This is a genomic window from Streptomyces hyaluromycini, assembly GCF_002217755.1.
Classification (GTDB): Bacteria; Actinomycetota; Actinomycetes; order Streptomycetales; family Streptomycetaceae; genus Streptomyces; species Streptomyces hyaluromycini.
Window position 1 is genome coordinate 198,200 of record NZ_BCFL01000031.1, and the last position, 20,483, is coordinate 218,682.

The 20,483-nt window shown below is 70.9% G+C and carries 16 protein-coding genes and 5 pseudogenes; 8 read left to right on the forward strand and 13 right to left on the reverse strand.

The window, feature by feature from the left end; all coding sequences use genetic code 11:
- Positions 1-16 precede the first annotated feature (16 nt).
- Positions 17-1,492 carry an MFS transporter gene (locus SSP29_RS42435; RefSeq protein WP_089106290.1) on the forward strand — a complete coding sequence of 492 codons (1,476 nt, stop codon included), beginning with the start codon at positions 17-19 and terminating at the stop codon, positions 1,490-1,492.
- Between the two features lie 182 nt (positions 1,493-1,674).
- On the opposite strand, the gene SSP29_RS42440 is transcribed toward SSP29_RS42435, so the two are convergent.
- The gene (locus tag SSP29_RS42440; protein ID WP_089106291.1) at positions 1,675-2,601 is read right to left on the reverse strand and encodes a helix-turn-helix transcriptional regulator; all 927 of its coding nucleotides are present in this window, start codon (positions 2,599-2,601) and stop codon (positions 1,675-1,677) included.
- Positions 2,602-2,736: 135 nt separating this feature from the next.
- Between SSP29_RS42440 and SSP29_RS42445 the strand changes: the two genes are divergently transcribed.
- A complete protein-coding gene (locus SSP29_RS42445) occupies positions 2,737-3,432 on the forward strand; it encodes an SDR family NAD(P)-dependent oxidoreductase (RefSeq protein ID WP_089106292.1) in 696 nt (231 codons plus the stop codon).
- Positions 3,433-3,660: 228 nt separating this feature from the next.
- Here SSP29_RS42445 and SSP29_RS57470 read toward each other — a convergent pair.
- Together SSP29_RS57470 and SSP29_RS42455 are read right to left on the reverse strand one after the other, a co-directional pair.
- Positions 3,661-4,511 (reverse strand): annotated as a pseudogene (locus tag SSP29_RS57470) (methyltransferase domain-containing protein).
- 355 nt (positions 4,512-4,866) lie between these two features.
- Positions 4,867-5,832, reverse strand: coding sequence for a helix-turn-helix transcriptional regulator (locus SSP29_RS42455; RefSeq protein WP_089106293.1), 966 nt, complete (start codon positions 5,830-5,832; stop codon positions 4,867-4,869).
- A 93-nt stretch (positions 5,833-5,925) separates the two neighbouring features.
- On the opposite strand from SSP29_RS42455, the gene SSP29_RS42460 reads away from it, so the two are divergent.
- Complete coding sequence (locus tag SSP29_RS42460) at positions 5,926-6,291, forward strand: VOC family protein (RefSeq protein WP_089106294.1); 366 nt, start codon at positions 5,926-5,928, stop codon at positions 6,289-6,291.
- 71 nt (positions 6,292-6,362) lie between these two features.
- Positions 6,363-6,533, forward strand: a pseudogene (locus SSP29_RS57475) (IS481 family transposase); the annotation flags it as partial.
- Between the two features lie 241 nt (positions 6,534-6,774).
- On the opposite strand, the gene SSP29_RS61420 reads toward SSP29_RS57475, so the two are convergent.
- The 6 genes and pseudogenes from SSP29_RS61420 to SSP29_RS42490 all read right to left on the reverse strand — a co-directional run bounded on the left by SSP29_RS61420 (position 6,775) and on the right by SSP29_RS42490 (position 12,953).
- The gene (locus SSP29_RS61420; protein ID WP_107436364.1) at positions 6,775-6,939 is read right to left on the reverse strand and encodes a condensation domain-containing protein; all 165 of its coding nucleotides are present in this window, start codon (positions 6,937-6,939) and stop codon (positions 6,775-6,777) included.
- Between the two features lie 99 nt (positions 6,940-7,038).
- The gene (locus SSP29_RS42470) at positions 7,039-8,331 is read right to left on the reverse strand and encodes an MFS transporter (protein WP_089106295.1); all 1,293 of its coding nucleotides are present in this window, start codon (positions 8,329-8,331) and stop codon (positions 7,039-7,041) included.
- Between the two features lie 265 nt (positions 8,332-8,596).
- Positions 8,597-9,169 (reverse strand): annotated as a pseudogene (locus tag SSP29_RS42475) (acetyl-coenzyme A synthetase N-terminal domain-containing protein); the annotation flags it as partial.
- Positions 9,166-10,812: a bifunctional 3-(3-hydroxy-phenyl)propionate/3-hydroxycinnamic acid hydroxylase MhpA gene (mhpA, locus tag SSP29_RS42480; RefSeq protein WP_089106296.1), complete on the reverse strand. Its 1,647-nt coding sequence runs from the start codon at positions 10,810-10,812 to the stop codon at positions 9,166-9,168. The pseudogene SSP29_RS42475 and the gene mhpA, both read right to left, overlap by 4 nt.
- A 19-nt stretch (positions 10,813-10,831) precedes the next feature.
- Positions 10,832-11,770, reverse strand: a complete 939-nt coding sequence (locus tag SSP29_RS42485) for a fumarylacetoacetate hydrolase family protein (protein ID WP_089106297.1) — start codon at positions 11,768-11,770, stop codon at positions 10,832-10,834.
- Positions 11,771-11,798: 28 nt separating this feature from the next.
- The gene (locus SSP29_RS42490) at positions 11,799-12,953 is read right to left on the reverse strand and encodes a VOC family protein (protein ID WP_089106298.1); all 1,155 of its coding nucleotides are present in this window, start codon (positions 12,951-12,953) and stop codon (positions 11,799-11,801) included.
- Between the two features lie 417 nt (positions 12,954-13,370).
- Between SSP29_RS42490 and SSP29_RS42495 the strand changes: the two genes are divergently transcribed.
- Both SSP29_RS42495 and SSP29_RS60540 read left to right on the forward strand, forming a co-directional pair.
- A complete protein-coding gene (locus tag SSP29_RS42495) occupies positions 13,371-14,408 on the forward strand; it encodes an RsbRD N-terminal domain-containing protein (protein WP_107436376.1) in 1,038 nt (345 codons plus the stop codon).
- Between the two features lie 227 nt (positions 14,409-14,635).
- Positions 14,636-14,728, forward strand: a pseudogene (locus SSP29_RS60540) (TetR/AcrR family transcriptional regulator); the annotation flags it as partial.
- Between the two features lie 94 nt (positions 14,729-14,822).
- On the opposite strand, the pseudogene SSP29_RS57485 reads toward SSP29_RS60540, so the two are convergent.
- Positions 14,823-15,032 (reverse strand): annotated as a pseudogene (locus SSP29_RS57485) (MFS transporter); the annotation flags it as partial.
- Positions 15,033-15,128: 96 nt separating this feature from the next.
- Between SSP29_RS57485 and SSP29_RS42510 the strand changes: the two are divergent.
- Positions 15,129-15,842, forward strand: coding sequence for a TetR/AcrR family transcriptional regulator (locus tag SSP29_RS42510; RefSeq protein WP_089106300.1), 714 nt, complete (start codon positions 15,129-15,131; stop codon positions 15,840-15,842).
- A gap of 51 nt (positions 15,843-15,893) precedes the next feature.
- Entirely contained in the window at positions 15,894-16,673 is a 780-nt protein-coding gene (locus tag SSP29_RS42515; protein WP_089106301.1) for an LmeA family phospholipid-binding protein, read from the forward strand.
- 19 nt (positions 16,674-16,692) lie between these two features.
- Here the strand turns inward: SSP29_RS42515 and SSP29_RS42520 are convergent, their stop codons facing one another.
- The 3 genes from SSP29_RS42520 to SSP29_RS42530 form a co-directional block, all read right to left on the reverse strand.
- Entirely contained in the window at positions 16,693-17,328 is a 636-nt protein-coding gene (locus SSP29_RS42520) for a TetR/AcrR family transcriptional regulator (RefSeq protein ID WP_089106302.1), read from the reverse strand.
- Positions 17,329-17,641: 313 nt separating this feature from the next.
- Positions 17,642-18,607 (reverse strand): pirin family protein, encoded by a 966-nt coding sequence (locus SSP29_RS42525; RefSeq protein WP_089106303.1) that lies wholly within the window; start codon positions 18,605-18,607, stop codon positions 17,642-17,644.
- Between the two features lie 41 nt (positions 18,608-18,648).
- Positions 18,649-20,292 carry a serine/threonine-protein kinase gene (locus SSP29_RS42530; protein ID WP_089106304.1) on the reverse strand — a complete coding sequence of 548 codons (1,644 nt, stop codon included), beginning with the start codon at positions 20,290-20,292 and terminating at the stop codon, positions 18,649-18,651.
- Between the last annotated feature and the right edge of the window lie 191 nt (positions 20,293-20,483).

A 20,483-nucleotide genomic window follows, 5' to 3' on the forward strand; every position in this document is an offset into this window, starting at 1 on the left:
GCCGAGCATGGGGGCCATGACCTCGTTCCCCCGTCCTGCAGCCGTCGTCCGAACCGCAGGCGATTCCGCCCGGCCGGCCGCCGGCCTGACCAGAGCCGGCCTCGCCGTGCTGATCACCGCGGTCTTCCTGCCTCAGGTCGACTTCTTCATTGTCAACGTCGCGCTTCCCACGATCCAGTCGTCGCTGGGGGCGAGTGCCGGTGCGCTCGAACTCGTCGTCGCCGGCTACGGGACGGCCTATGCCGCGACACTGGTCCTCGGCGGGCGGCTGGGCGACATGATCGGCCGTCGGCGGATGCTGCTGACGGGGCTGTCCGGCTTCGTGCTCACCTCACTGGTCTGCGGGGCGGCTCCCGGGATCGGCGTTCTGGTCGCGGCGCGGATCCTGCAGGGTGCCGCGGCGGGCCTGGTCGTCCCCCAGGTGATCGCGACGCTCCACGCGACGCTGAGCGGGGAACGGCGGCACCGGGCCCTGGGGCTGTACAGCTCGGCCGCGGGCGCGGCGATCGTGGTCGGCCAGCTCGTCGGTGGCCTGCTGGTGACCGCCGACGTCGCGGGCACCGGATGGCGGCCGATCTTCCTGGTCAACGTACCGATCGGTGCGGTGGCCCTGATCGCGGCCGGGCGGCTCGTCCCGGCGACCCGCTCACCGCACCCGCTCGGGCTCGACCTGGCGGGGACGCTCCTGTTCGCCGGGACCCTGGTGGCCCTGCTGGTGCCGCTCGCGGAGGGACCGACGATCGGTTGGCCCCCGTGGAGCTGGGGCGCGCTGGTGCTGGTGCCGGTGCTCGCGGCGGCGACGGTCGTCGTCGAACGCCGCGCCGAGGCGGCCGGGCGGGTGCCGCTGCTGCCCCCCTCGCTGCTGCGGCTGCGGTCGATGAGGCGCGGCTTCGCGATGCACCTCCCCTTCATGCTCACCTACGGCGCCTTCATGTTCGTGTTCGCCCTCACCGTCCAGACGGGCCTGCACAGCGGGGTGCTCGGCGGAGGGCTGGCGGTCCTCCCGCCGGCGGTCGCCTACTTCGCAGGGTCCCTCGCCGCGCCGCACGCCATCGCCCGGTTCGACGCCCGCCGCGTCGTCGCCGTCGCCGCGGTGGCCGTCGCCCTCGGCCTCCTGGTGCTCGTCCTGGTCACCGTGACCACGTGGCCGCACACCGACTACTGGGCGTTCGCACCGGGACTCGTGCTCGCGGGGGCCGGCCAGGCGCTCGTCTTCGCCTGCCTCTTCCGGCTGATCCTGCTCGACGTCCCCGAGCACCTGGTGGGGGTGGGGGGCGGTGTGGTCACCACGGTGCAACAGTCCGGCCTGGCGCTCGGGGTGGCGACGCTGGGCACGTTGTTCGTCGGGCTCGAGAAGACCGGCGTCGGAACCGCCTTCGTGGTGTCGCTCGCGGTCCAGGCCACGATCATGCTCGCGATCGCGGCCGGCTCGCTCACCCTGCCCCACCTGCATGCGCGACCGGGGGAGACCGGGGTTGCGGTCGACGCGTGACCGCCCGCGGACCGCAGGAGTGGCGTGGCCCACAACGGTTTGATCCGCCGCCGCGGTTGATCGTCGGACACGGGTCGCTGACCAGGGGCGAACGGCGAGACGGTGGTCGATGCCGCTCTGGCCGGTCTGCTGCGCCGCGGGGGACTGACTCGACGACCGGGCCGGCTGAGCGCGGGGCCGGCTCAGCCGGCGTCGGCGACCAGCCTGGTCAGCCGCTCGACGGTGTCGGGGTCCGCGGGGAGCAGCACCTGCAGCCGGGTCGTCGAGCCGGGCGCGACCCAGGTGTTGGAGACAGTGAAGGTCAGCCGACCGATCGCCGGGTTGTCGATCTGGCGCAGCACACCGGCGTCGACACCGCGGACGGAGTGCCGGTCCCACAGTTCGGCGAACTCCGACGACTCCGCGCGCAGCCGCGAAACCAGTGCCTTCCATCGGCCGTCGTCGACGTGCTCGGCCATGGCGACGCGCAGGTTCGCGACCTGGCGAGCCGCGGCCTGCTCCCAGTCGACGACGCGCTCGCGCCAGCGCGGCTCGGTGAAGGTGAGCCAGACGCAGTTGCGCTGTGCGATCGGCACCTCGTCGAGGTCGGTGATCAGCAGGCGCATCGCGCTGTTGTAGGCGAGCAGGTCGAACTTGCCGTTCTGGACGCAGGCGGGGTAGGGGTCGAGCTTGTTCAGCACGGCGTGCAACTCGGCGCTCACGGCGTTGCACTCCGTGACCACGGCGTCGTCCGCGGCACCGGCGAGCCGGTAGAGGTGGTGGCGCTCGTCGTGGTCCAGGCGCAGTGTGCGGGCGAGCGCGTTGAGTACCTGCGGCGAGGGGCGTACGTCGCGGGCCTGCTCCAGGGCCGTGTACCAGGTGACGCTCATCCCGGCGTGCTGCGCGACCTCCTCCCTGCGCAGACCGGGGGTGCGTCGCCGAGTGACCGCCACGACACCGAGCTCGCTCGGCGACATGCGCTCGCGCCGGCTGCGCAGGAAGACGGCGAGTTCCCGGCGCCGGACGGACGCGTCGTCGGAGTCGCCGCGGCTCTCGGGACCGATGGCATCACCGTAGCCGGGCGACGGGTCGACCGGCTCCTCGGGCCGCGGCACGGTGTACACAACCATGAGGATCCTCCGGGGGCCGACCAGCCCCCAGTCAGTCCGGAAACTAGCATCAGCAGTGACTTGATACCACTCTTGGTACCCGAAACGATACGGCCATCGGTCTTGTGCACCCTGCCCTGAAGGAGCCCTCCTACCGTGTCCGCTGTTACGTCCCCCTCGCCGCAGCCCGCCGATGCACGCCACCTGCTCGTGATCGGTGCCGGTCCCGGCATCGGCGCCGCCACCGCCCGTCGCTTCGCCCGCGACGGCTTCCGGGTGACCCTTGCCGCCCGGCACCGGGACAAGCTTGAGGAGCTCGCCGCCGACCTGCACCCGACCGGGGCCGAGGTGGCCGTCGTGCGCGTCGACGCGGCCGACCCCGGGCAGCTGCGCGAGGCGTTGAGCTCGCTCTACGCGGCTCCGAACCCGCCCGGCGTCGTGCTGTACAACGCTGCCCGGCTGACGCCCGACGACCTTCTGTCGGCCGCGCCCGAGGACCTGCTGGGCGCCTATACCGTCAACGTCGTCGGCGGGGTGGTGGCCGCCCAGGTCGCGGTGCCGGCCATGCGAGCCGCCGGCGGCGGCACGTTGCTGTTCACCGGTGGCGGTCTGGCCGACCAGCCGCACCCGAGCCTCGCCACGTTGTCCCTGGGCAAGCTGGCGCTGCGCGGCGTCGCCAACCTGCTGGGCACCCAGCTGGCCGACGACGGCATTCGGGTCCTCACCCTCACGGTCAACGGGGCGGTCGAGCCGGGCACCCCGTTCGACCCCGAGCACATCGCCGAGCGGTACCGGCGGGCGATCGACGACGCCAAGCCGGGTTTCGTCGACGAGCACTTCAACGGGGCCTGAGCCGACGCCGGCCGGACGAGAGCAGCAGCACGCACTGGACAGCTCGACGGCAAGGGCGCCTTCATCACCTGCCGGTGCCGCCCGAGTTCCCGGCACGACGAAGGCACGTGCGCTCAGATGCGCCGGTGATCGGCGGGCGGACGCCCCGCCTTCCCGTGTTGTGGGGAAGGCAGGGCGCCAGGCGGGCCCACTGCGCGTCGGTCAGCAGGAGGATGCGCCCGCTCGTGGTCACCGAGGCTGGTGGGCGGTGGTCAGCACGGAGATGATGACCTGATCGGGCAGGCAGCCGTCATCGGTCAGGTCTGCACGGCTCACATGGCGGGCGCTCGGCGTCATCGCCACCAGGTCCAGAGCATCCTGCCTGGACAGAGTCGCGCAGTATTCCACCTCGTCAGTGACGGCGGCCTCAAAGAAGGGGGCCAACGCCCGGTGCAGGCGCTGTTCCTTGCCCGGATCGATCGTGACCATCGCAGGCAACCGGTCGCGCAGCTCGGCCAGGTGCCGACCCGTGGGACGGACCACGATCAACCGGCCGGTCGGGCGCAGCACGCGGTAGAACTCGGCCGGGTTGCGCGGGGCGAACACGTTCAGCACGACATCGGCCACCCCGTCGGCCAGCGGGAAGGGACGGAAGACGTCCCAGGCCACCGCGGCGCCTCGGTCGTGGGCACGGCCGCCGAGCGCAGCGCGCGCACCGATGTGTCCAGGCCCAGACCACGAGCGCCGGGTAGCCGGTCGAGTACGCCGGCCAGATAGTAGCCCGTGCCGCATCCCACGTCCACAACCGTGGCCTGCTCAGGCGCGGTATCGGTCGCCAGGCGGGCCCCGACTTCACGGATGGGCGCGTAGGTACCGGTGGACAGGAACCGGCTCCGGGCCTGGACCATGGCTGTGTCGTCGCCGCTGGTGGCGCGGGTGCCCGTCAGCAGGCCGGCGTAGCCGTGGCGGGCGATGTCGAAGGTGTGGCCCACCGGACAGCGCAGTGCGCCGCGGACGGGGTGCAGACGGCGCGTGCGGCACGTCGGGCAGCACAGCAGGTCGAGGGACAGTTCGAGGGCAGGGGGAAGCGACACGGGCACGAGGCACTCCTGGCAAGGGCGAAAGGAAGAGACCGTGCCTGCACGCGCGCCCGAGCGTCACTGCCTCAGGAAGGAACGGGCAGCGTCGCGACCGTGGTTCACGCCGCAGGCACACCAAGGAGGGCGACGCCGTCCGGCATGGCCCTCAGCGCCTTCCGGTTACAGGAAGCAGCAGTGCGGGGTGCTCATGAATGCCACGTCACGAGTCTACGAGCACCGACGAAGCCCCCCACGCCCCACCGGAGTGGGGGGAGACACGACCTGGTGCCGCATCAGGCAACGTTCGCCCTGTTGTTGGTCGGCGGTGCCGGCTCGTGCTGAGTGGTGCGGTTACTCGGCGTCTGGCTGTTGCGGGTCAGGACGTTGGTGACGGCGCATAGTGGTGGGCAAGGTTGGTGGCGAGGTCGCTGAGGTGAGCCCTGGCTTCGGTGGGGCCGTGCACAGTGATGGCGCTCCCGAACGGCAGTAGTGCTCGCACGTCCTCCAGATGCAGGAAGCGGATCGTTACCTTGTGGCCGGTGGCGGATTCTTCTTGGTCGTCCGGGACGAGTCGTTGGCCAAAGATCCGTTGCGCTCGCTCGATCTGGGTCTGGTCGATGGTGGCGCTGACCTCTATCGCGTGGTTGTGCTCCCACTGATCAGTGAGCGCGGCAGCGACGGTGGCCAGGGTCTGGCTCTCGCGGATCCGTCGTGGCTGGTCGACTTCTTTCCACGTCGTGATCCGTTCGAGTCGGTACATCCGTGGCACTCGGGCACAGTCGGCGACGAGGTACCAGATGCCGGCCTTGGCGAACAGCCCGTAGGGATCCACGACCAGGTCGCGTGGGTATGACTCGCGTGGGCTGTCGTACTCGATCCGTAGCCGGCGGCCTCGCCGCACTGCGCCGATCAGCGAAGCCGGAGTCGTGCCGGAAGCTCGTGCCTGACGCCAGGGACGGCTGTCCACGTGCACCACGTCGGTGAGCGGCAGGAGCTCATGAACTCGACGTGGCTGTGCAGCGGCGATCTTGGAGAGCGCACGCCGGCTTTCGGCCGATGCGTTGAGCTCCGCACGTTGCTTCTCGTCCAGCCCGGTGAGCGACAGATGATCACGCTCGCCCGGTGTGAGTCGCGTGAGGTCGGGCCCGGACCCGGGCAGCATGGTCACGCCTCCGAGGCGGCCCCGGTGTGCGGTCACCGGCAGACCGGCGTCGCGGAGCCAGTTCAGGTCTCGGGTGATGGTTCGAAGGGACACCCCGAGCGCTGAGGCAAGTTCCTGAGTGGTCACGGCATCCCTCGATGTGAGGAGCAGCATCAGGGTGAAGAAGCGGTCTGGGGTCACACGCCAATTTTTTCAGGAATGTGCGACACGACGCGGCGCATATCCCGGTCAGGCTGGTGGATGCGTACCTACGACCTGGGAGAAGGAACAACCATGACCGCATCCGTCGTGTCCATCGTCTACGTGAACGACGCTCCCGCCGCAGCTCGTTTCTACGGCGGCCTCCTCGGCATGAGCCCCTCGTTCGAGACTTCGGGATACATCACCTTCGACCTCGGGCCAGGCGCTGACCTCGGTCTGTGGTCTGGCCAGTTCGAGGATCTGTCACCGGACGTCCCGCGCACCGGTGAGGTCTGCCTGGCCATCGACGGTGGACCCGACGAGCTCAACGCGACCTTTGAGCAGTGGAATTCCCAGGGGGTCACGATCCTGCGCGAGCCTCATGATGCGGGGTTCGGGCTGACCTTCCTCGCAGCCGATCCTGACGGGAACCGTATCCGCGTCGCACCGCGGGGCTGAAAGGCCGCAATGCGGCAGGCGCGCACGACAGGTGTCGCGCCTGCCGTCGTCTGGCTTCGAGAGGACGACGAGTGCCCCACGCGAATGCGCCCCTGAGCGTCGAGGGCCGTAGGCGGCTCGTGAAGCGGTGCCGGACACGTCCCCTCGCCCCCGTCGCCGCTGAGATGAGCATCTCTCGCGCATGCGCCGGCAAGTGGGTAAATCGCCGGCGGCTACACGGTGATGCGGGATTGCAAGACCGGCAGATGTGGTGGGACAGCACCAGCAGGACGTGGTCGGTCTCACCGAGCACGGGCAGCCGCAGTGGACGGGGAGTTCGGCGGCAAGGTCGAAGACATGGCGTGCCGCGCTGTCGAGATCGTCGGTCAGCCGCTCCGGATCGCTCTCCCGCACAAGGAAGACGGGCCGGGCCTGCTCGGTATCGCGTACCTGTTGGTAGGGCTCGCCGTCGACTTCCAGAAAGCCGGTGCGCAGCACCTCGTGTCACTCGACGACGTCGGTGAAAGCCTGGAGCAGCGCATCGCGGTCGAGGCTTCCGGTCAGCCGGAGGGCCAGTGGCACGTTGTAGGCCGCGCCGTGTTCTCCGAGTCGGGACACAAACCACAGTCCACGGTGGGCGTGGGAAAGCGGGATCATCGGTTCCCCCATCCGATGACGGTGTGACTGTCTTCGACGACACTCGTTCCGGGTGGCGGCGCCGGTCGTTCGGTCGGCCGTGGTGAACGGCCTGACGACATCGGGGTGTTGTCACGGCTTTTCGGCCATGGCTTCGGGTTCAGGTTCGGGTTCCTTGAGCGGGATGTCGCGCATCCCGCGCAACGGTGAGAAGAACAGCCACAGTCCCGCGCAGCAGCCGCCGGCGACGGCGATCCACAACGTGGTCTGGACGCCGAAGGCGGTGGCGAGCGCGCCGCCGGCCAGACCGCCGAGCGGCAGTGTGCCCCAGGTGATCCAGCGAGCGGCGGCGCTGACCCGGCCGAGCATCTCCGGCGGGCAGGCGGCCTGGCGGTAGCTGGTCAGCGAGATGCCCGCGACGGTGGAGGAGAAGGTCCACGAGATCCAGCCGATGCCGAACAGCAGGACCCACCAACCGCGCCCGGCCAGTGGGATGAGCAGACCGGGCAGCGACAGCACGGTCATCGAGATCCAGCTGATCCGCGCCGAGCCGAACCTCAGGGCGAGGTACCGTGCCGCCACGCCGCCCCCTACCCCACCGACGGCCCCCAGCGCCAGCAGCAGCCCGACCAGGCCCGGCCGTAGATGCAGTGTGCGGATCAGGAACACCGGGCCGAGGGTCTCCACCATGATGACGAAGAAATTGGCGGTGCCGTTGAACGCCACCGAGTTGCGCAGGATGGGATCGCGGAAGACATGGTCGAGGCCCTCACGGATCTGCGATCGCAGCGTGGGAGGCTGGTCGGCTTGTGGCCGGGGACGGTGCGGCTCACGGGTACGGATCGCCGACAATGAGCACGCCGAAAACGCGAAGGAGAACGCGTCGGCGGCCATCGCCCCCGCGGCGCCCACCAGCGTCACCAGCCCCGCGCCCGTACTGGGTCCGGCGATCTGTGCGACCGACCGGGAGGCGGCGAGCTTGCCGTTGCCGTCCATGAGCTGGTCGCGGTGAAGGACCGTCGGCAGATAGGCCTGGTAGGCGACTGAGAAGAACACGGAGAGCACGCCGGAGACCAGTGCGACAACATAGAGCTGAGCGAGCGTCAGCGCTCCGGCGGCGTGTGCCAGCGGCACCGAGCCGATCACCACGAACAGCGCGAGGTCGCACCAGATCATCAGCCGGCGCTTGGCGATCCGGTCCACTATGGCCCCGGCCGGCAGCGCCACCAGGAGATACGCACTTGTCTCCGCCGCCGCCAATAGGCCGACCTGGAACGCGGAGGCTTCCAACAACACGACGGCGACCAACGGCAGAGCGAGAACGGTGATCTGCGTCCCCATCTCGCTGACCGTCTGGCCGCCCCATAACAGCAGGAATTCGCGATTGTGCCAGATCGAGGAACGCGTTCTACTGTCGCCGGCCATTCATCAGATGGTGTCAGCGCCCCCAGCCCATGTCCATGCCACCCTCAGTCACAGACATCGCCGAAATCCCGTCAGCTGTGGCGCCGTTTCTCGTCCTGCATGAGTCCGGCCCGGTACTACAGCCGGTCGTTCACGTGACGTGACGACCAGCATGAGGTGCATGCTCGTCCTGGCCTTCCTCGCCGATGTGCGGAGCCGACGCATACGCCCCCACCGCACCACCCCGTGAACCCACCGCCCCCACCGACGAGTAGGAGGCGGCCGTCGTGGGTTCGAGCTGGGCGAACCGGTCGGCGGCGGCCTGCGGGGCGTAGTCCTGCCCGCACACCGACCACACCGCGCCCAGGCTCGCGGCGGCGAGGAACGCGACGATCGCGACGATCGCGTGCGGGGTGTTGGGCAGGTAGCCGACGACCCGGTCGCCCTCGCCGACGCCGAGGTCGCGCAGGGTGGCGGCGACCGACGCGACCTGGGCGCGCAGCCGCTTCCCGGTCACCTCGTACCCGGAGCCGGTCTCGTCCAGGGCGACGATCGCCGTGTCGTCGTCGGCGAGGTGCCGCAGCGCGTGGTGGGCGTAGTTGAGGGTGGCCCCGGTGAACCAGCGGGCGTCCGGCATCCGTTCCTCCGCCAGCACCTGCTCGTACGGCGTGGCGGCGTCGATGCCGAAGTACTCCCAGACACCGGCCCAGAAGCCCTCCAGGTCGGTGACCGACCAGCGGTGCAGGGCCGCGTAGTCACCGCTGTCGATGCCCTGCCGCCGGGCGAACTCCGCGATGCGGCTGCCTGCGGCCGTCTGCGGATCGGGCGGGAAGAAAGGTGCCGGGTACGGCGCGTTCATCGCCTGCTACTCCTCAGCAGGCTTGTCCCAACAGTCCGTTGGGAAGGAAAAGGGCGCGGGGCCCGCGTGGTGTGCAGCAGGGGTGCCCAGTCGGCCCTGCCGCCGAAGTCGCGGCCACCGGCCGGGACCAGGTCCATCACGACGCGGTCCGGGCGCAGCAGCACGGCGTCGGCGTGCGCCGCGCGCAGCCAGGCGGCGAGGCTGCCGTCGTCGTCCAGAGCCGTCACGAGGACGGTTCGGGCGCCCAGGCTGTCGGTGACCGTTCGCAGCCAGGGGGAGAGCGGCGCGGCGGCCAGAACGGCGAAGCCGTCACCGAGCAGGTCGTCGAGGCGGACGCGCCGCCCCTCGGCGGTCACCCACGGCTGGGGGCCGAGGCGGCCCACGGGGTCGCGGCCGCCGACGCGGAACCGGCGTCGTACCAGCGGACCGGCGGTCAGCGCCGGGCTCAGGTCGCGGACGGCCAGCTCGGTCAGGCCCGGGATCCGGACCGCCGCGTTCAGGGCCACCGGGCGCAGCGCGGCGGCGCCGTCCTGGCCGCCGGTCATGGCCCACCCCATGGCGACCGCGAGCCGGATCACGTGCCGGGCGTGCGGCCTGCGTTCACTCTCGTAGGTGTCCAGCAGCCTGTCGTCGCCGCCCTGCCGCAGGATCCGGGCGAGCTTCCAGCTGAGGTTGTAGGCGTCGCGCAGTCCGGCGCACAGCCCCTGTCCGATGAACGGGGGAGTGAGGTGGGCGGCGTCGCCGAGCAGGAAGACCCGGCCCCGGCGCCAGCGGTCGGCGATCCGGGCCCGGAAGGTGTACTGCGCCTGGCGCACCACCTCGAAGTCGGCGCCGGGCGCGAGGTCCACCCACGGCGCGACCAGTTGCCGCAGCCGCTCCTCGTCCAGCTCCGCGCCGTCCGGCAGCCGGAACTCCCAGCGGTAGCGGTCCTCGCCGACCCGCATGAAGGTGCCCGGCCGGTGCGGGTCACAGATCTGCTCGACGCCCTCCCAGGAGCGGACCGGGAGGCTGGTGCGCACGTCGATGACGGTCCAGGTCTCCTCGAAGCGGAGGTCCTCCCAGGCGGCGCCGACGGCCTGGCGGGTGAGGCTGTTGGCGCCGTGGCAGCCGAGGACGGCGGCCGCGCGGACCTCGTGCTCCCCGCGGTCGTCGCGGTAGACCACCTGGACCGGACCGGCGCAGTCCTGCGCGACGGCGGTGACCTCCGCTCCGCCGCGCAGTTCGCACTCCGGGGTGCGGGCCAGTGCCGTGCGCAGCACCTGCTCCAGCTCGGGCTGGTCGAACATGCTGGTCTGCGGGTAGCCGTGGGTTCCCTGCGCGGTCCGCGGGAATTCGGCCAGCACCCGGTGCCGGGCGTCCAGCAGCCGCAGTCCGCGTGCGGGGCGGGCGATGGCCGCGAACTCCTCGTGGACGCCGACCGCCTGGAGGATGCGGTGGACCTCGTCGTCGGTGGCGACGGCGCGCGGCAGCGGGTAGACGCCGTGGTGGCGTTCGAGAACGAGGGTCCGTACCCCGCGCCGGGCCAGCAGGAGGGCGGCGGTCACGCCCACCGGTCCGGCTCCGACGATCACCACGGGTGCGTCCGGCGGAGTGTGTTCGGCGGTCACCACGGGGAGGTCCGGCGGGATGCGTTCGGCGGTCATGTGCGGCTCGCTTAGGGTCTTAGTTCGCGTCGGTCACGGGATTGCGCTGCTCGCCGAGGTCGATCCGCCCGTCCGGGGTGGCGATCGTCGCGGTGACCAGGTCGCCCCGGTTGAGGTAGTGCGGGTTGCGGGCCTGGCTCTTGAAGAACGCCTTCCACTTCATGGCGGGCGGCAGGAGTGAGCCGATCTTCTCGACGGCCTTCGGCGGAGCCTTGAGGGCGGTGCCGCCGGGGGTGCCGGTGAGCAGCAGGTCGCCGGGGTCGAGGGTCTGGAAGCGGGCGAGCAGGGTGAGTGCCTGTGCGGGGCGGACGATCATGTCGGCGAGGGCGCGGTCCTGGCGCAGCTCGCCGTTCACGCTCAGCCTGAGCCGCAGGTCGAGGAAGTGGGCGAAGTCCTCGGGGTCCAGCAGGGAGAGGTACGGCCCAGTGGGCGGGAAGGTCGGATACGACTTGCTCTCGTAGAACTGCGTCTTCGTGAGCTGCACGTCCCGCGCGCTCACGTCGTTGGTGACCACGAGTCCGGCGACGTACGACGGCAGGTCCCGTTCCTCGACGACCGTGCCCACCGGCAGTGGCGCGCCCATGACCAGGCCCAGCTCCACCTCGTAGTCGAGGAACTTCACGTGTGCCGGGCGGACGATGGCCTGGTCGGGGCCGCTGACCGAGCCGGACGCCTTGCGGAAGAAGGCCGGGGGGATGTCGCCGGTGAAGCCCGAGTCGCGGGCATGGCTGCGGTAGTTGACCATCTGGGCGACCACCCGGCAGGGGGCGGTGACGGGGGAGAGGGCGACCAGGTCGGCGACAGGTGTCCCCGTCTCGTCCGAGAGGGCCGCCTCCAGCACGGCGGCCCGGTCGGCGATCAACTCGGCGGTGGTGACGGCCTTGGTGTCGATGCGGACGGCCCGCGCGTCGCGGACCACCCACCAGCCTTCGGCGGTGCGCAGGATGCTGGTGCTCATGTCGGTGCTTTCGTCGCGGGGGTGGGGGTCAGGAGTTGGCGGCCTTGAGCAGGCCGAGGAGCCGGGCGGGGTCCATCTCGTTGTCGCCGCGCAGCGCTTCGATGACGTCGCGGACGCGTTGCGGAGAGGGGTTCGCGCCGAGGAAGTCGCGGGTGGCGGGCGGTCCCCACTGGGCGAGGCCGCTCGTGGACATCGGCGCCCAGCCGGGTTCGACGTCGCAGGAGAACAGGTCGCCGTCGGCGAAGTGCTCCAGCATGAAGCGGTCCGGGTCGCGCCAGTAGTCGAAGAGCTGGCTGCCCTGGATGTGCCGGCCGATGCCCCAGCTGCGCTGGTAGCCGCGCTCCTTGAGGTACTCGCCGCCGGCGGCGATGGAGTCCAGGTCGGTGACCTGGTAGGCGGAGTGCACATAGCCGTTGCCCGGGCCCAGGTGCATGGCCAGGGTGTGGTGGTCGACGGCCAGACTGCCCTGGTCGCAGCGGATGAACGCCATCGTGGGACCGCGCCCGCGCTGGCCGTCCAGGAAGAGGAAGTCGGACACGATCAGGCCGAGGGTGTCCAGGTACCAGTCCAGGGCGCGGGCGAACACCCGTGTCTCCAGCACCAGATGCCCGAGGCGCTGGATCCGGGACGGCTCGCGCGCCGGGCGCTGGGTGGCGTTCCTGCGCCGGTGATCGGTGCCGAAGTTGAGGAGCAGCGGCCGCTGTTCAGGCAGCGCGGGCAGGTCCTCGCCGCAGTGCACCACCCGCACGGGGAAACCGGACGGGTCGAGCAGGTGTACGGCCTTTCCGCCGCCAGGGACGTCCGCGTCCCGCACGTCCGTCCCCGTCGCCCGGGCGAGCCGGTCCAGGTCGGCCCGTTCCGCCGCCCGGAAGGCCGGGCCGATGAAGCGGCTGGTGCGGCCCCTGCGGATCACCATGCACGGGGAGCCGGCGAAAGTACCGCGCAGCCACAGCTCGTCGTCCGTGCGGGCGGCGATCCCGAACCCGAAGTCGCGGGCGAAGGTCCCCGCCCGGTCCAGGTCGGGCTTCTCGAACTCCAGCCAGGCCAGGTCCGCCACCTTGATCACGGGGTTCCGGGACCGCCCCGGATGCTCGCCGCGCAGTGCACCCTGCTCGCTGTGGAGGTCCTGGTGGGCCGTCCTGACGTCGCCGGCGCCGACTGCGTTGACGTGGGTTTCGGACATGGTGTCCTCCAAGCAACATTGCCGCAATGAGGAAATCATCAGTGTTGATGCTTTGATCGTCAATAGCGGGCTTCAGTGCAGTGGCGGACGGGTCTAGCCGGAGTATCCGGCTTGCCTGATGTAGTGGTTTTGTGATGGCGGGTGTGCGGCTTCGGCCCCTGATGGCGACAGCCTTCGACAGGACTCTCGCGGCACGGATGACCGGGCGCCCGGTGGCGGCCCGGTGGAGGCCGATACCCCGATCGACCAGCATCGATCTCAAGCCGCGTGCGGGAGGCCGAGTGAGAGTGCCGCTCGGCCCTCCGCCGTCCCTACTCGCCCGTACGGCGTAACGAGTGCGGACGCGCTGATCTCGGATGTGGCGCAGGTCCTGCGGAGCAGGTTCCCGAACTCTGGGACGACCCGGACATCGCCTGTATGACATCCGAGAACGTCGCCGAACACATCGTCGGTGCACTGATCGGCATCGAGTTCGGCATCGAGCCGGACAAGATCGAGCCACCGGCCGCCGACAGTGATCGCGCGCGTCGGCTGGCCCGGCGGGGGATTCCCGTCAACACCATGCTGAGAGCTCACCGGCTGGCCCAGGCCATCGTCATCAACCGGATGATCGAGGCGCTGCCCCGGCTGACGGACGACGCCGAACTGGTCAGCGCGTCGGCGCGCGAACTGATCGAGTTGGCGACGGGGTACGTGGACCGAACTTCCGAGCAGGGTGTCGTGGCGTTTCAGGAGGAGCGGGACCGTCGGCTGAGATGGCGGCTGTCCATGGTCAACGAGGCCGGGATGCGCATCGGTACCACCCTGGACATCGCACGCACAGCCGAGGAACTGGCCGGCCTCGCCACCGAGCATTTCGCCGATCTGGCCACCGTCGACCTCCTCGACTCCCTACTGGTCGGACAGGACGCCGCCGCGGGTGCACCGTTGACGATGCGCCGGTACGCGCAGCGCTCGGTGACCGACGACAGCCCGGGAACGGGAATCACACCGAAGCAGCTCCACAGCTATCCGGTCTCGTCGCGACTGCACCGGGCTCTGACGACCGGGCAACCCGGCAGGTATCACGCCGACGGGCCCGACGACCGTTCGGCCATCCACTCGACGCTGGCGGTTCCGCTGCGAGCCCGCCGGACCACGCTCGGCGTCGCGCAGTTCTCCCGCGGCCGCAACCCCGATCGCTACGACGACGAGGACCTGCTCCTGGCCCAGGAGATCGTCGCCAGGGCGGCCGTCGCCGTCGACAACGCCCGGCGTTACACGCACGCCCGCGCCACCGCTCTGACCCTCCAGCGCAGTCTCCTCCAGACACGGGCGCCGGAACAGTCCGCCGTGGAGGTCGCCTGCCGCTACCTGCCGGCGGGAACCGAACTGGGGGTGGGCGGCGGCGACGCCGTCGGCGTGGGCGGTGGCGGGTGTCGCCAGGACACCGGCGAGGGCGGAGGCGGCGCATGATCCTTTGATCGTCAACAGCGGCTTTGAAGTCGATGGGCGGGGCGGGTGGGGGCGCTTGCCGGGCGTCGTGGTTTCGGGCGGGATCCGGTCGTGGGGGTGGGCCGGCGCCAAAGTGCCACCGGTCCGAGCGGCCGGCCCGGAGCGCGGCCGGGCTTCGGATCGTGCCTGGACCTGCGTGCCGGGATGGCGGCCTGTTCTCTCGCCGATCACTTCCGTCGAGGTCTTCCGTGTCCCAGCCCGTTGGCCGAGTGCCGCAGCGGCGTAACGCGCGGTCCAACCGGGCGCGCATCCTGGCCGCCGTGCGTCACGAGCTCGGGCGGATCAGGCACGGCCCGTCTTGGGGAGGATGCCGATCCGGCACGGGCCTCCGGCGTCCTCCGCTCGGCGGACGCAGCCCGCGTCGGCCTCGAAGGCTCAGGCGGCGCTCACGGGTTCGGTCTCCGCCGGCGTGACCGTCGTCTCCTGGTGGCGGTGCCTGCCCTTGTGCTTGCGGCCGGGGAGGACGGCAATGACGATCACGGTGCCGACCGCCATGATGATGCCGCCGATGAGGCTGGTGTGGGCGATGGCGTGGGCGAAGGACTCGTGGACCGCGCCGACCAGGGCCTGGGCCTGCGGGGCACCTCGGACGATTAATTGCCCGCCAATGTGCAGACTGGTTTATTGCTCGCAGGCGTGCAAGTATCGGGTTGTCCTCCCCCCGTCGGCCGGAGGCTTGATATGACCCGCGCACAGGCGGCAGACACACCGGCCCGCAACCGCACCCGCCTCACACGGGCTCGCATCATCGAGGCCGCACGGCAGGAGCTCAGCCGTAACCCCGACAGCAGCCTCGGTGACATCGCCGAGGTGGCGGGGGTGGTGCGGCGCACCGTCTACGGCCACTTCAGCGGCCGGGCCGCCCTCATGGAGGGGCTGGTGGAGGACGCCGCCGAGTCACTGCGACAGGCGATCGGGGCCCTGGGGGCTCCCGTGCCGGACGCCGTCACGGAGCTGGCGCGCTTCGTCATGGCCGTGTGGCCGGTCGGCGACCGGTATCGCATTCTTCTTCGACTCGCGCCCCAGGACCTCGGGGCCGAGCGGGTCGACGAGGTGCTCGCCCCCGCGCGCGAGACGGCGGCGGCGATCATCGCGCGGGGGCAGTGGCAGGGGGTCTTCCAGGCCGGCGTTCCGGCCGGTCCGTTGAGCCGGGCGCTGGAGGGGTATCTGCTGGGACTCCTTGAGTGCGTGAACGCGGGGACCTGGACCGATGACGGTAGGGGCACCGTGACCGCCGCGCTGGTCGCGATGGGGGCGGACGGCGGTGTCGCCGAATCCTGCGTCCGAAGACTCGGCCGACCCGAGCGAGACTCGGCCGCCCCGAGCGCATCGGCGCCTGAGCAGCACATCGGCCGGATCCCGCACACGGTCGCCGACTCGGCGTGGCGGGCGTGACCGCGCACAACCCGAACTTGTTCCCCTGATTACTTCCTGGAGTGGACACCCATGTATCAGCCCCAACCCGATGGCGATCTTGTCGGCGAGCCCTACTACGGCGAAGGTGCCGTGTACACAAGCCCCCCGCCCCGGAGGCGGCGTCTGATCGTCGTCGTCGCGTCCGTTGTGGCGTTGCTGCTCGGCGCCGTCGCGGTCGACCGGATTGCCGCCGCCCGTGCGGAGAGCCGAACGGCCGAAGCGTTTCAGGAGGGGATGGGAACCGCGGAGCGGCCGTCGGTCCACGTCAGTGGCTTCCCCGTGCTGACCCAACTGGCCGAGGGCAGCCTGCGGCACGTCGACCTCACCGCCCACGACCTACCCGCCGATGACACGACCAGGCCCTTGCCCGTGACGAAGCTGACGGTCGGCCTCGACGGGTTGAAGACCTCGGGGAGCGCCGACGAGGCCCACGCCCGAAGCGTCGACGCCACCGCGTTCCTGTCGTACGAGGACCTGTCGCACGCGTTGGGGGTGACCGTGTCGCAGGGGGACGGACCGAACCGGGTCGATGCGACGGCCGGCCTGCCGGTCGTGGGTGACGTGACCGTGAGCGCGGCCGTCTCGGCGGCGAGCGGCAACCGCATCGCCTTTACCGACATCAGAGCCGGTCAGGGTGAACTGCTGCCTCCGCTCAAGGCGGTGCTCGACAAGGCCCTCGCGCAGCTCATTCCGCTGCAGAACGTTCCCCAGGGCCTGCGTCTGCGGTCGGTGACCACCACGCAGCGCGGGATCGAAGCTCGCTTCACCGGCCGTTCGGTCACCTTCCGCCCCGGTTCGTCATCAGCGTAGGGGCGGTGCCGAAGGGTGCTCAGACGAGGTCGGGAAGGGGGCGCCGGGCGACCTCGTGGGCATCCTCCGGAGGGACGCCCAGCATGCGCAGGGCCATTTCCGCGAGGTTCGCCGCGGCCTCGTCGCCGTCCAGGTCCGGGCGGGAGAATCGCAGCTCCACCAGGGACAGCAGGACTCCGCCCAGACCGGTGAGGGCGAACGTCGGGTCCAGGGCGGTGAAGCGGCCGGAGGCGATTCCGGCTCGAAGGTCCCGTGATGCGCGACGAGCCAGTCCGTTGTCCGAGTGGATGTGGCCGAGGCCGCGCCGGCGCAGCACCTGCATCAGTTCCGGGTGGGACGTGGTCAGGCGTGCGCTGAGCCGGAATCCTGCCGCGACGAGTTCCGCGGGGTCGTCGATCCCTGCCAGGTGTGTGTCGAATGCCTGTCCGTACTCCTCCAAGGCGTCTGCCACCGCCGCCTCGAACAGCTCCGTCTTCGACTCGAAGTGGTTGTAGAAGGAGCCGAAGCCGACGTCCGCGCGCTCGGCGATGGCCTGAATGCTGGCGCTGGTGTCGCCGGTCTCGGCGAGGATCTGCCGGGCCGCACGGACGAGCGCCTGACGGGTCTCGGCGCGGCGCCGCTCGAACCGGTTGCTGGGTGGGGCTGACGTAGGCATGCTCAGAGTCTAACTAGGCGCCGATGATCATTGCAGTCCTGATGAAACCATCACCGTAAGCCGCCTCCTGCCTGCCGAACGCGCTCGCGATCGGACTGGCTCCGACACCGAATCGCCCCTGCCGGCCGAGGACCAGAGCCATTGGCGGTGGCACCCAGGCGTCGTGGAGACCCCACGCCGGCGAATCCTGCACTTCGAGGTGCGATGGAACGAGTGGCGTGACGCGTTTTTTGCTCGCGCTATCTGAGTGAACCGGGCGGGGTGCGTTTCGCCTCGCCCGGTGGATCTGTGTGCAGGACTGTGAAGTCCCGGCTCAGCGCACTCTGCCCCGCGGTTTCAGCGGCACCGGCGGCAGTTCGGGAGCGGGGAGGGGTGCTCCGCCGTAACCCTTCACTTCCCCAAATCGCGACCCGTTCATCCAGTCCTCGCGAGCCTGTTCGATATCGTCCTGGGTGCGTCCGACGAAGTTCCACCACATGATCAGCTCCTCCTCGAACGGCTCGCCGCCCAGGAGCATGATCGACGCGTCCGACTCCGCGCGCAGGGGGAGCTCGGTGCGGCCGCAGCCCAGGTAGAGCATCGAGCCCGGGAGTACCGGAACGCCGTCGACGTGCACCTCGCCGGACATCGCCAGGACGCCGTACTCGAAGTCGGGCTCCAGGGGCAGGCGCAGGTCGGAGCCCTGGGCGAGGGCCAGGTCCGCGCCGACGATGGGGGTGAACGTCGTACCGGGGGACGTCGCGCCGTCGACGGAGCCGAGGATGACCGTGGCGGTCAGGCCGGGGGCCGTGACCGTCGGCAGATCGGGGTGGTGTTCGAACCTCGGGTCCGTGTGGCGGTGGGAGTCCGGGAGAGCCACCCACAGCTGCGCGCCGTGCAGGTACCGGGCGTGCGACTTGGGGCTCTCCTCGGAGTGGCTGATCGCCCGGCCCGAGGTCATCAGCCCCAGCTCGCGCGGGCGGATCGTCTGGAGGCTGCCGGTCGAGTCGCGGTGCAGCACCTCGCCCTGGTGCAGCCAGCTGACTGTCTGCAGCCCCATGTGCGGATGCGGCGGGACCTGCATCCCGGGCTCGTCGGCGATGTCGTCGGGCCCGTAGTGGTCGACGAACGCCCAGGCACCGATCATGCGACGGCCGAGGTTCGGCAGCAGCCGGCGTACCTCGGTCGACTCGCCGAGTTGCACGTGGCGGGGGCTCAGCAGCTCGCGGACGGGTTCGGCGACGACGAATCCGCGGCCGCCGCACACGCTCGGAACGGGCGCGCGGTCAAGGTTGCTCATGCCGGACAACTTAGCGGCCGAAGGTCCCGGTTGCCGAGCGGTCAGCCGGTCGTACGGAATCCGTCCCTCACGTTGTCGAAGACCGGCCGGTAGGTGTCCCACCTCGCGTCCGGCGCGGAGAGGTAGATGTCGTACTCCCGGCCGCCCTCCGTGCCGTAGCCCAGGTCGATGGCGCGGAAGACGCGGGCCCGGCCCCGGAAGGTGAACTCCCAGATCGCGGCCGGCTGCCCGCGGAAGGCGGTCCGCTGCATCCGCAGCCTGCGGTACGTCGGGTAGTTGACCTTGGTGTTCGCCTCGATGTCGGCGAAATGGGTGACGGGGTTCGCGCCGGCCGGTTCCACCATGCCAATGGTGACGCCGGCCAGGCCGGTCGGGTCCTTGTAGGTGACCTCGTCGGTGGCGCGGGTGACGGTGGTCCAGCCGTCGGGGACGGGGAAGGAGACGCCGAGGGCCTTGTCGGTGACGAGGTGGTAGGCCTGGGGGAGGGGAGAGGGGGAGACAGGCGGGCTCGCCGTCGTCGTCCTCGGCGTCGTCGCCGGGTGTTTGCCGGCGGGTGTGTGCGGGAGCACGAGGGCCGCCGTGACCGCGGCTGCCGCCGCGAGGGTGACCGCCCCGGCCGCCAGGACGAGCCGGCCGCGCCGGGCGCGCCGCCGCCGTCGACCTGCACCGGCGGCTCCGCGCACCGGCTCGGCGCGGACGGGTTCGGCGTGCACCGGTTGGGCGTGCACCGGTTGGGCGTAAACCGGCTCGGGGCGGACCGGGCCGGTCGGCTGCGGCTCGGTGGTCACCGGTCCGGTCGTCCGCGCCCCGGCCGGCACCTGCTCCGCCGGCGTCGGTGTCGGCTGTCGCCGCGTCGCCTCCGTCACCGCTCCCGACCAGGTCGCCAGCAGCGCGCGCTCCGTCTGCTCGGCCGAGGGACGGTCCGCCGGGTCCTTGGCGAGCAGCAGCTGGACGAGCGGCTCCAGCGGGCCCGCCTGCTTCATCGGCTCGACGGGGTCGGTGACGATGGCGTACGCCGTCTCCATCGCGGTCTCGCGCCGGAACGGCGGCCGGCCCTCCACCGTCTGGTACAGCGTGGCCCCCAGCGACCACAGGTCCGAGGCCGGTCCCGGAGTCAGGCCGCGCAGTCGCTCGGGGGCCATGTAGGGGATCGAGCCGACCATCTGGCCGGTCTGGGTGAGCGTCGACGAGCCGGCGGTCAGCGCGATGCCGAAGTCGGTGAGCACGATCCGGTCGCCGGGGCCGAGCAGCACGTTGCCGGGCTTGACGTCCCGGTGCAGGACGCCGGCGGCGTGTGCGGCGCGCAGTGCGCCGATCATGCCGAGGCCGATCCGGGCGGCCTCCTCGGGCGGGAGCGTCCGGCCGCCGTCGAGGAGGTCGGCGAGGGTGGGCGCGGCGACGTACTCCATGACGATGCAGGGGCGGCCGTCGTCGTCCACCACGTCGTGCACGACGACCACGTTGGGGTGGACGACCCGGGCGGCGCTGCGGGCCTCGCGGCGGGTGCGTTCGTAGAGGGTGGCCAGTTCGTCGTCGGACAGGTGCGGGCGGGGATGCAGCTGCTTGAGCGCGACGTGTCGCCCCAGCACCTCGTCCTCGGCCCGCCATACGGTGCCCATGCCGCCGCGTCCGATCCGTTCGGTCAGCCGGTACCGCCCGGCGACCAGCCGCCCCTCGTCCGACACCGCCCGTCCTCCGCCAGCTCTGCCCGCGTTCGATGAGTCCCGTCACGATAACCGCCCGTTGCTGGTCACCTGTTCGGATCTGCCGACTGCCGGAGCTGTACTCCTGGGAAGGTGGGAGCGACCGGGTCTTTCCGGCTGCGAATCAATCGGAGAGGGATGTGCGGGGCAACGATTGCCGGTCGTCGCCCCGC

Excerpts from the sequence above, each read along its gene's own strand:
- SSP29_RS42485 (WP_089106297.1), bottom strand. The coding sequence starts at position 11,770 with ATGAGCACCAGCATCCTGCGCACCGCCGAAGGCTGGTGGGTGGTCCGC.
- SSP29_RS42470 (WP_089106295.1), bottom strand. The coding sequence starts at position 8,331 with ATGGCCGGCGACAGTAGAACGCGTTCCTCGATCTGGCACAATCGCGAA.
- SSP29_RS42525 (WP_089106303.1), bottom strand. The coding sequence starts at position 18,607 with ATGAGCAACCTTGACCGCGCGCCCGTTCCGAGCGTGTGCGGCGGCCGC.
- mhpA (WP_089106296.1), bottom strand. The coding sequence starts at position 10,812 with ATGACCGCCGAACGCATCCCGCCGGACCTCCCCGTGGTGACCGCCGAA.
- SSP29_RS42515 (WP_089106301.1), top strand. The coding sequence starts at position 15,894 with ATGTATCAGCCCCAACCCGATGGCGATCTTGTCGGCGAGCCCTACTAC.
- SSP29_RS42495 (WP_107436376.1), top strand. The coding sequence starts at position 13,371 with ATGACATCCGAGAACGTCGCCGAACACATCGTCGGTGCACTGATCGGC.
- SSP29_RS42460 (WP_089106294.1), top strand. The coding sequence starts at position 5,926 with ATGACCGCATCCGTCGTGTCCATCGTCTACGTGAACGACGCTCCCGCC.
- SSP29_RS42510 (WP_089106300.1), top strand. The coding sequence starts at position 15,129 with ATGACCCGCGCACAGGCGGCAGACACACCGGCCCGCAACCGCACCCGC.
- SSP29_RS42490 (WP_089106298.1), bottom strand. The coding sequence starts at position 12,953 with ATGTCCGAAACCCACGTCAACGCAGTCGGCGCCGGCGACGTCAGGACG.
- SSP29_RS42520 (WP_089106302.1), bottom strand. The coding sequence starts at position 17,328 with ATGCCTACGTCAGCCCCACCCAGCAACCGGTTCGAGCGGCGCCGCGCC.
- SSP29_RS61420 (WP_107436364.1), bottom strand. The coding sequence starts at position 6,939 with ATGGGGGAACCGATGATCCCGCTTTCCCACGCCCACCGTGGACTGTGG.
- SSP29_RS42440 (WP_089106291.1), bottom strand. The coding sequence starts at position 2,601 with ATGGTTGTGTACACCGTGCCGCGGCCCGAGGAGCCGGTCGACCCGTCG.
- SSP29_RS42435 (WP_089106290.1), top strand. The coding sequence starts at position 17 with ATGACCTCGTTCCCCCGTCCTGCAGCCGTCGTCCGAACCGCAGGCGAT.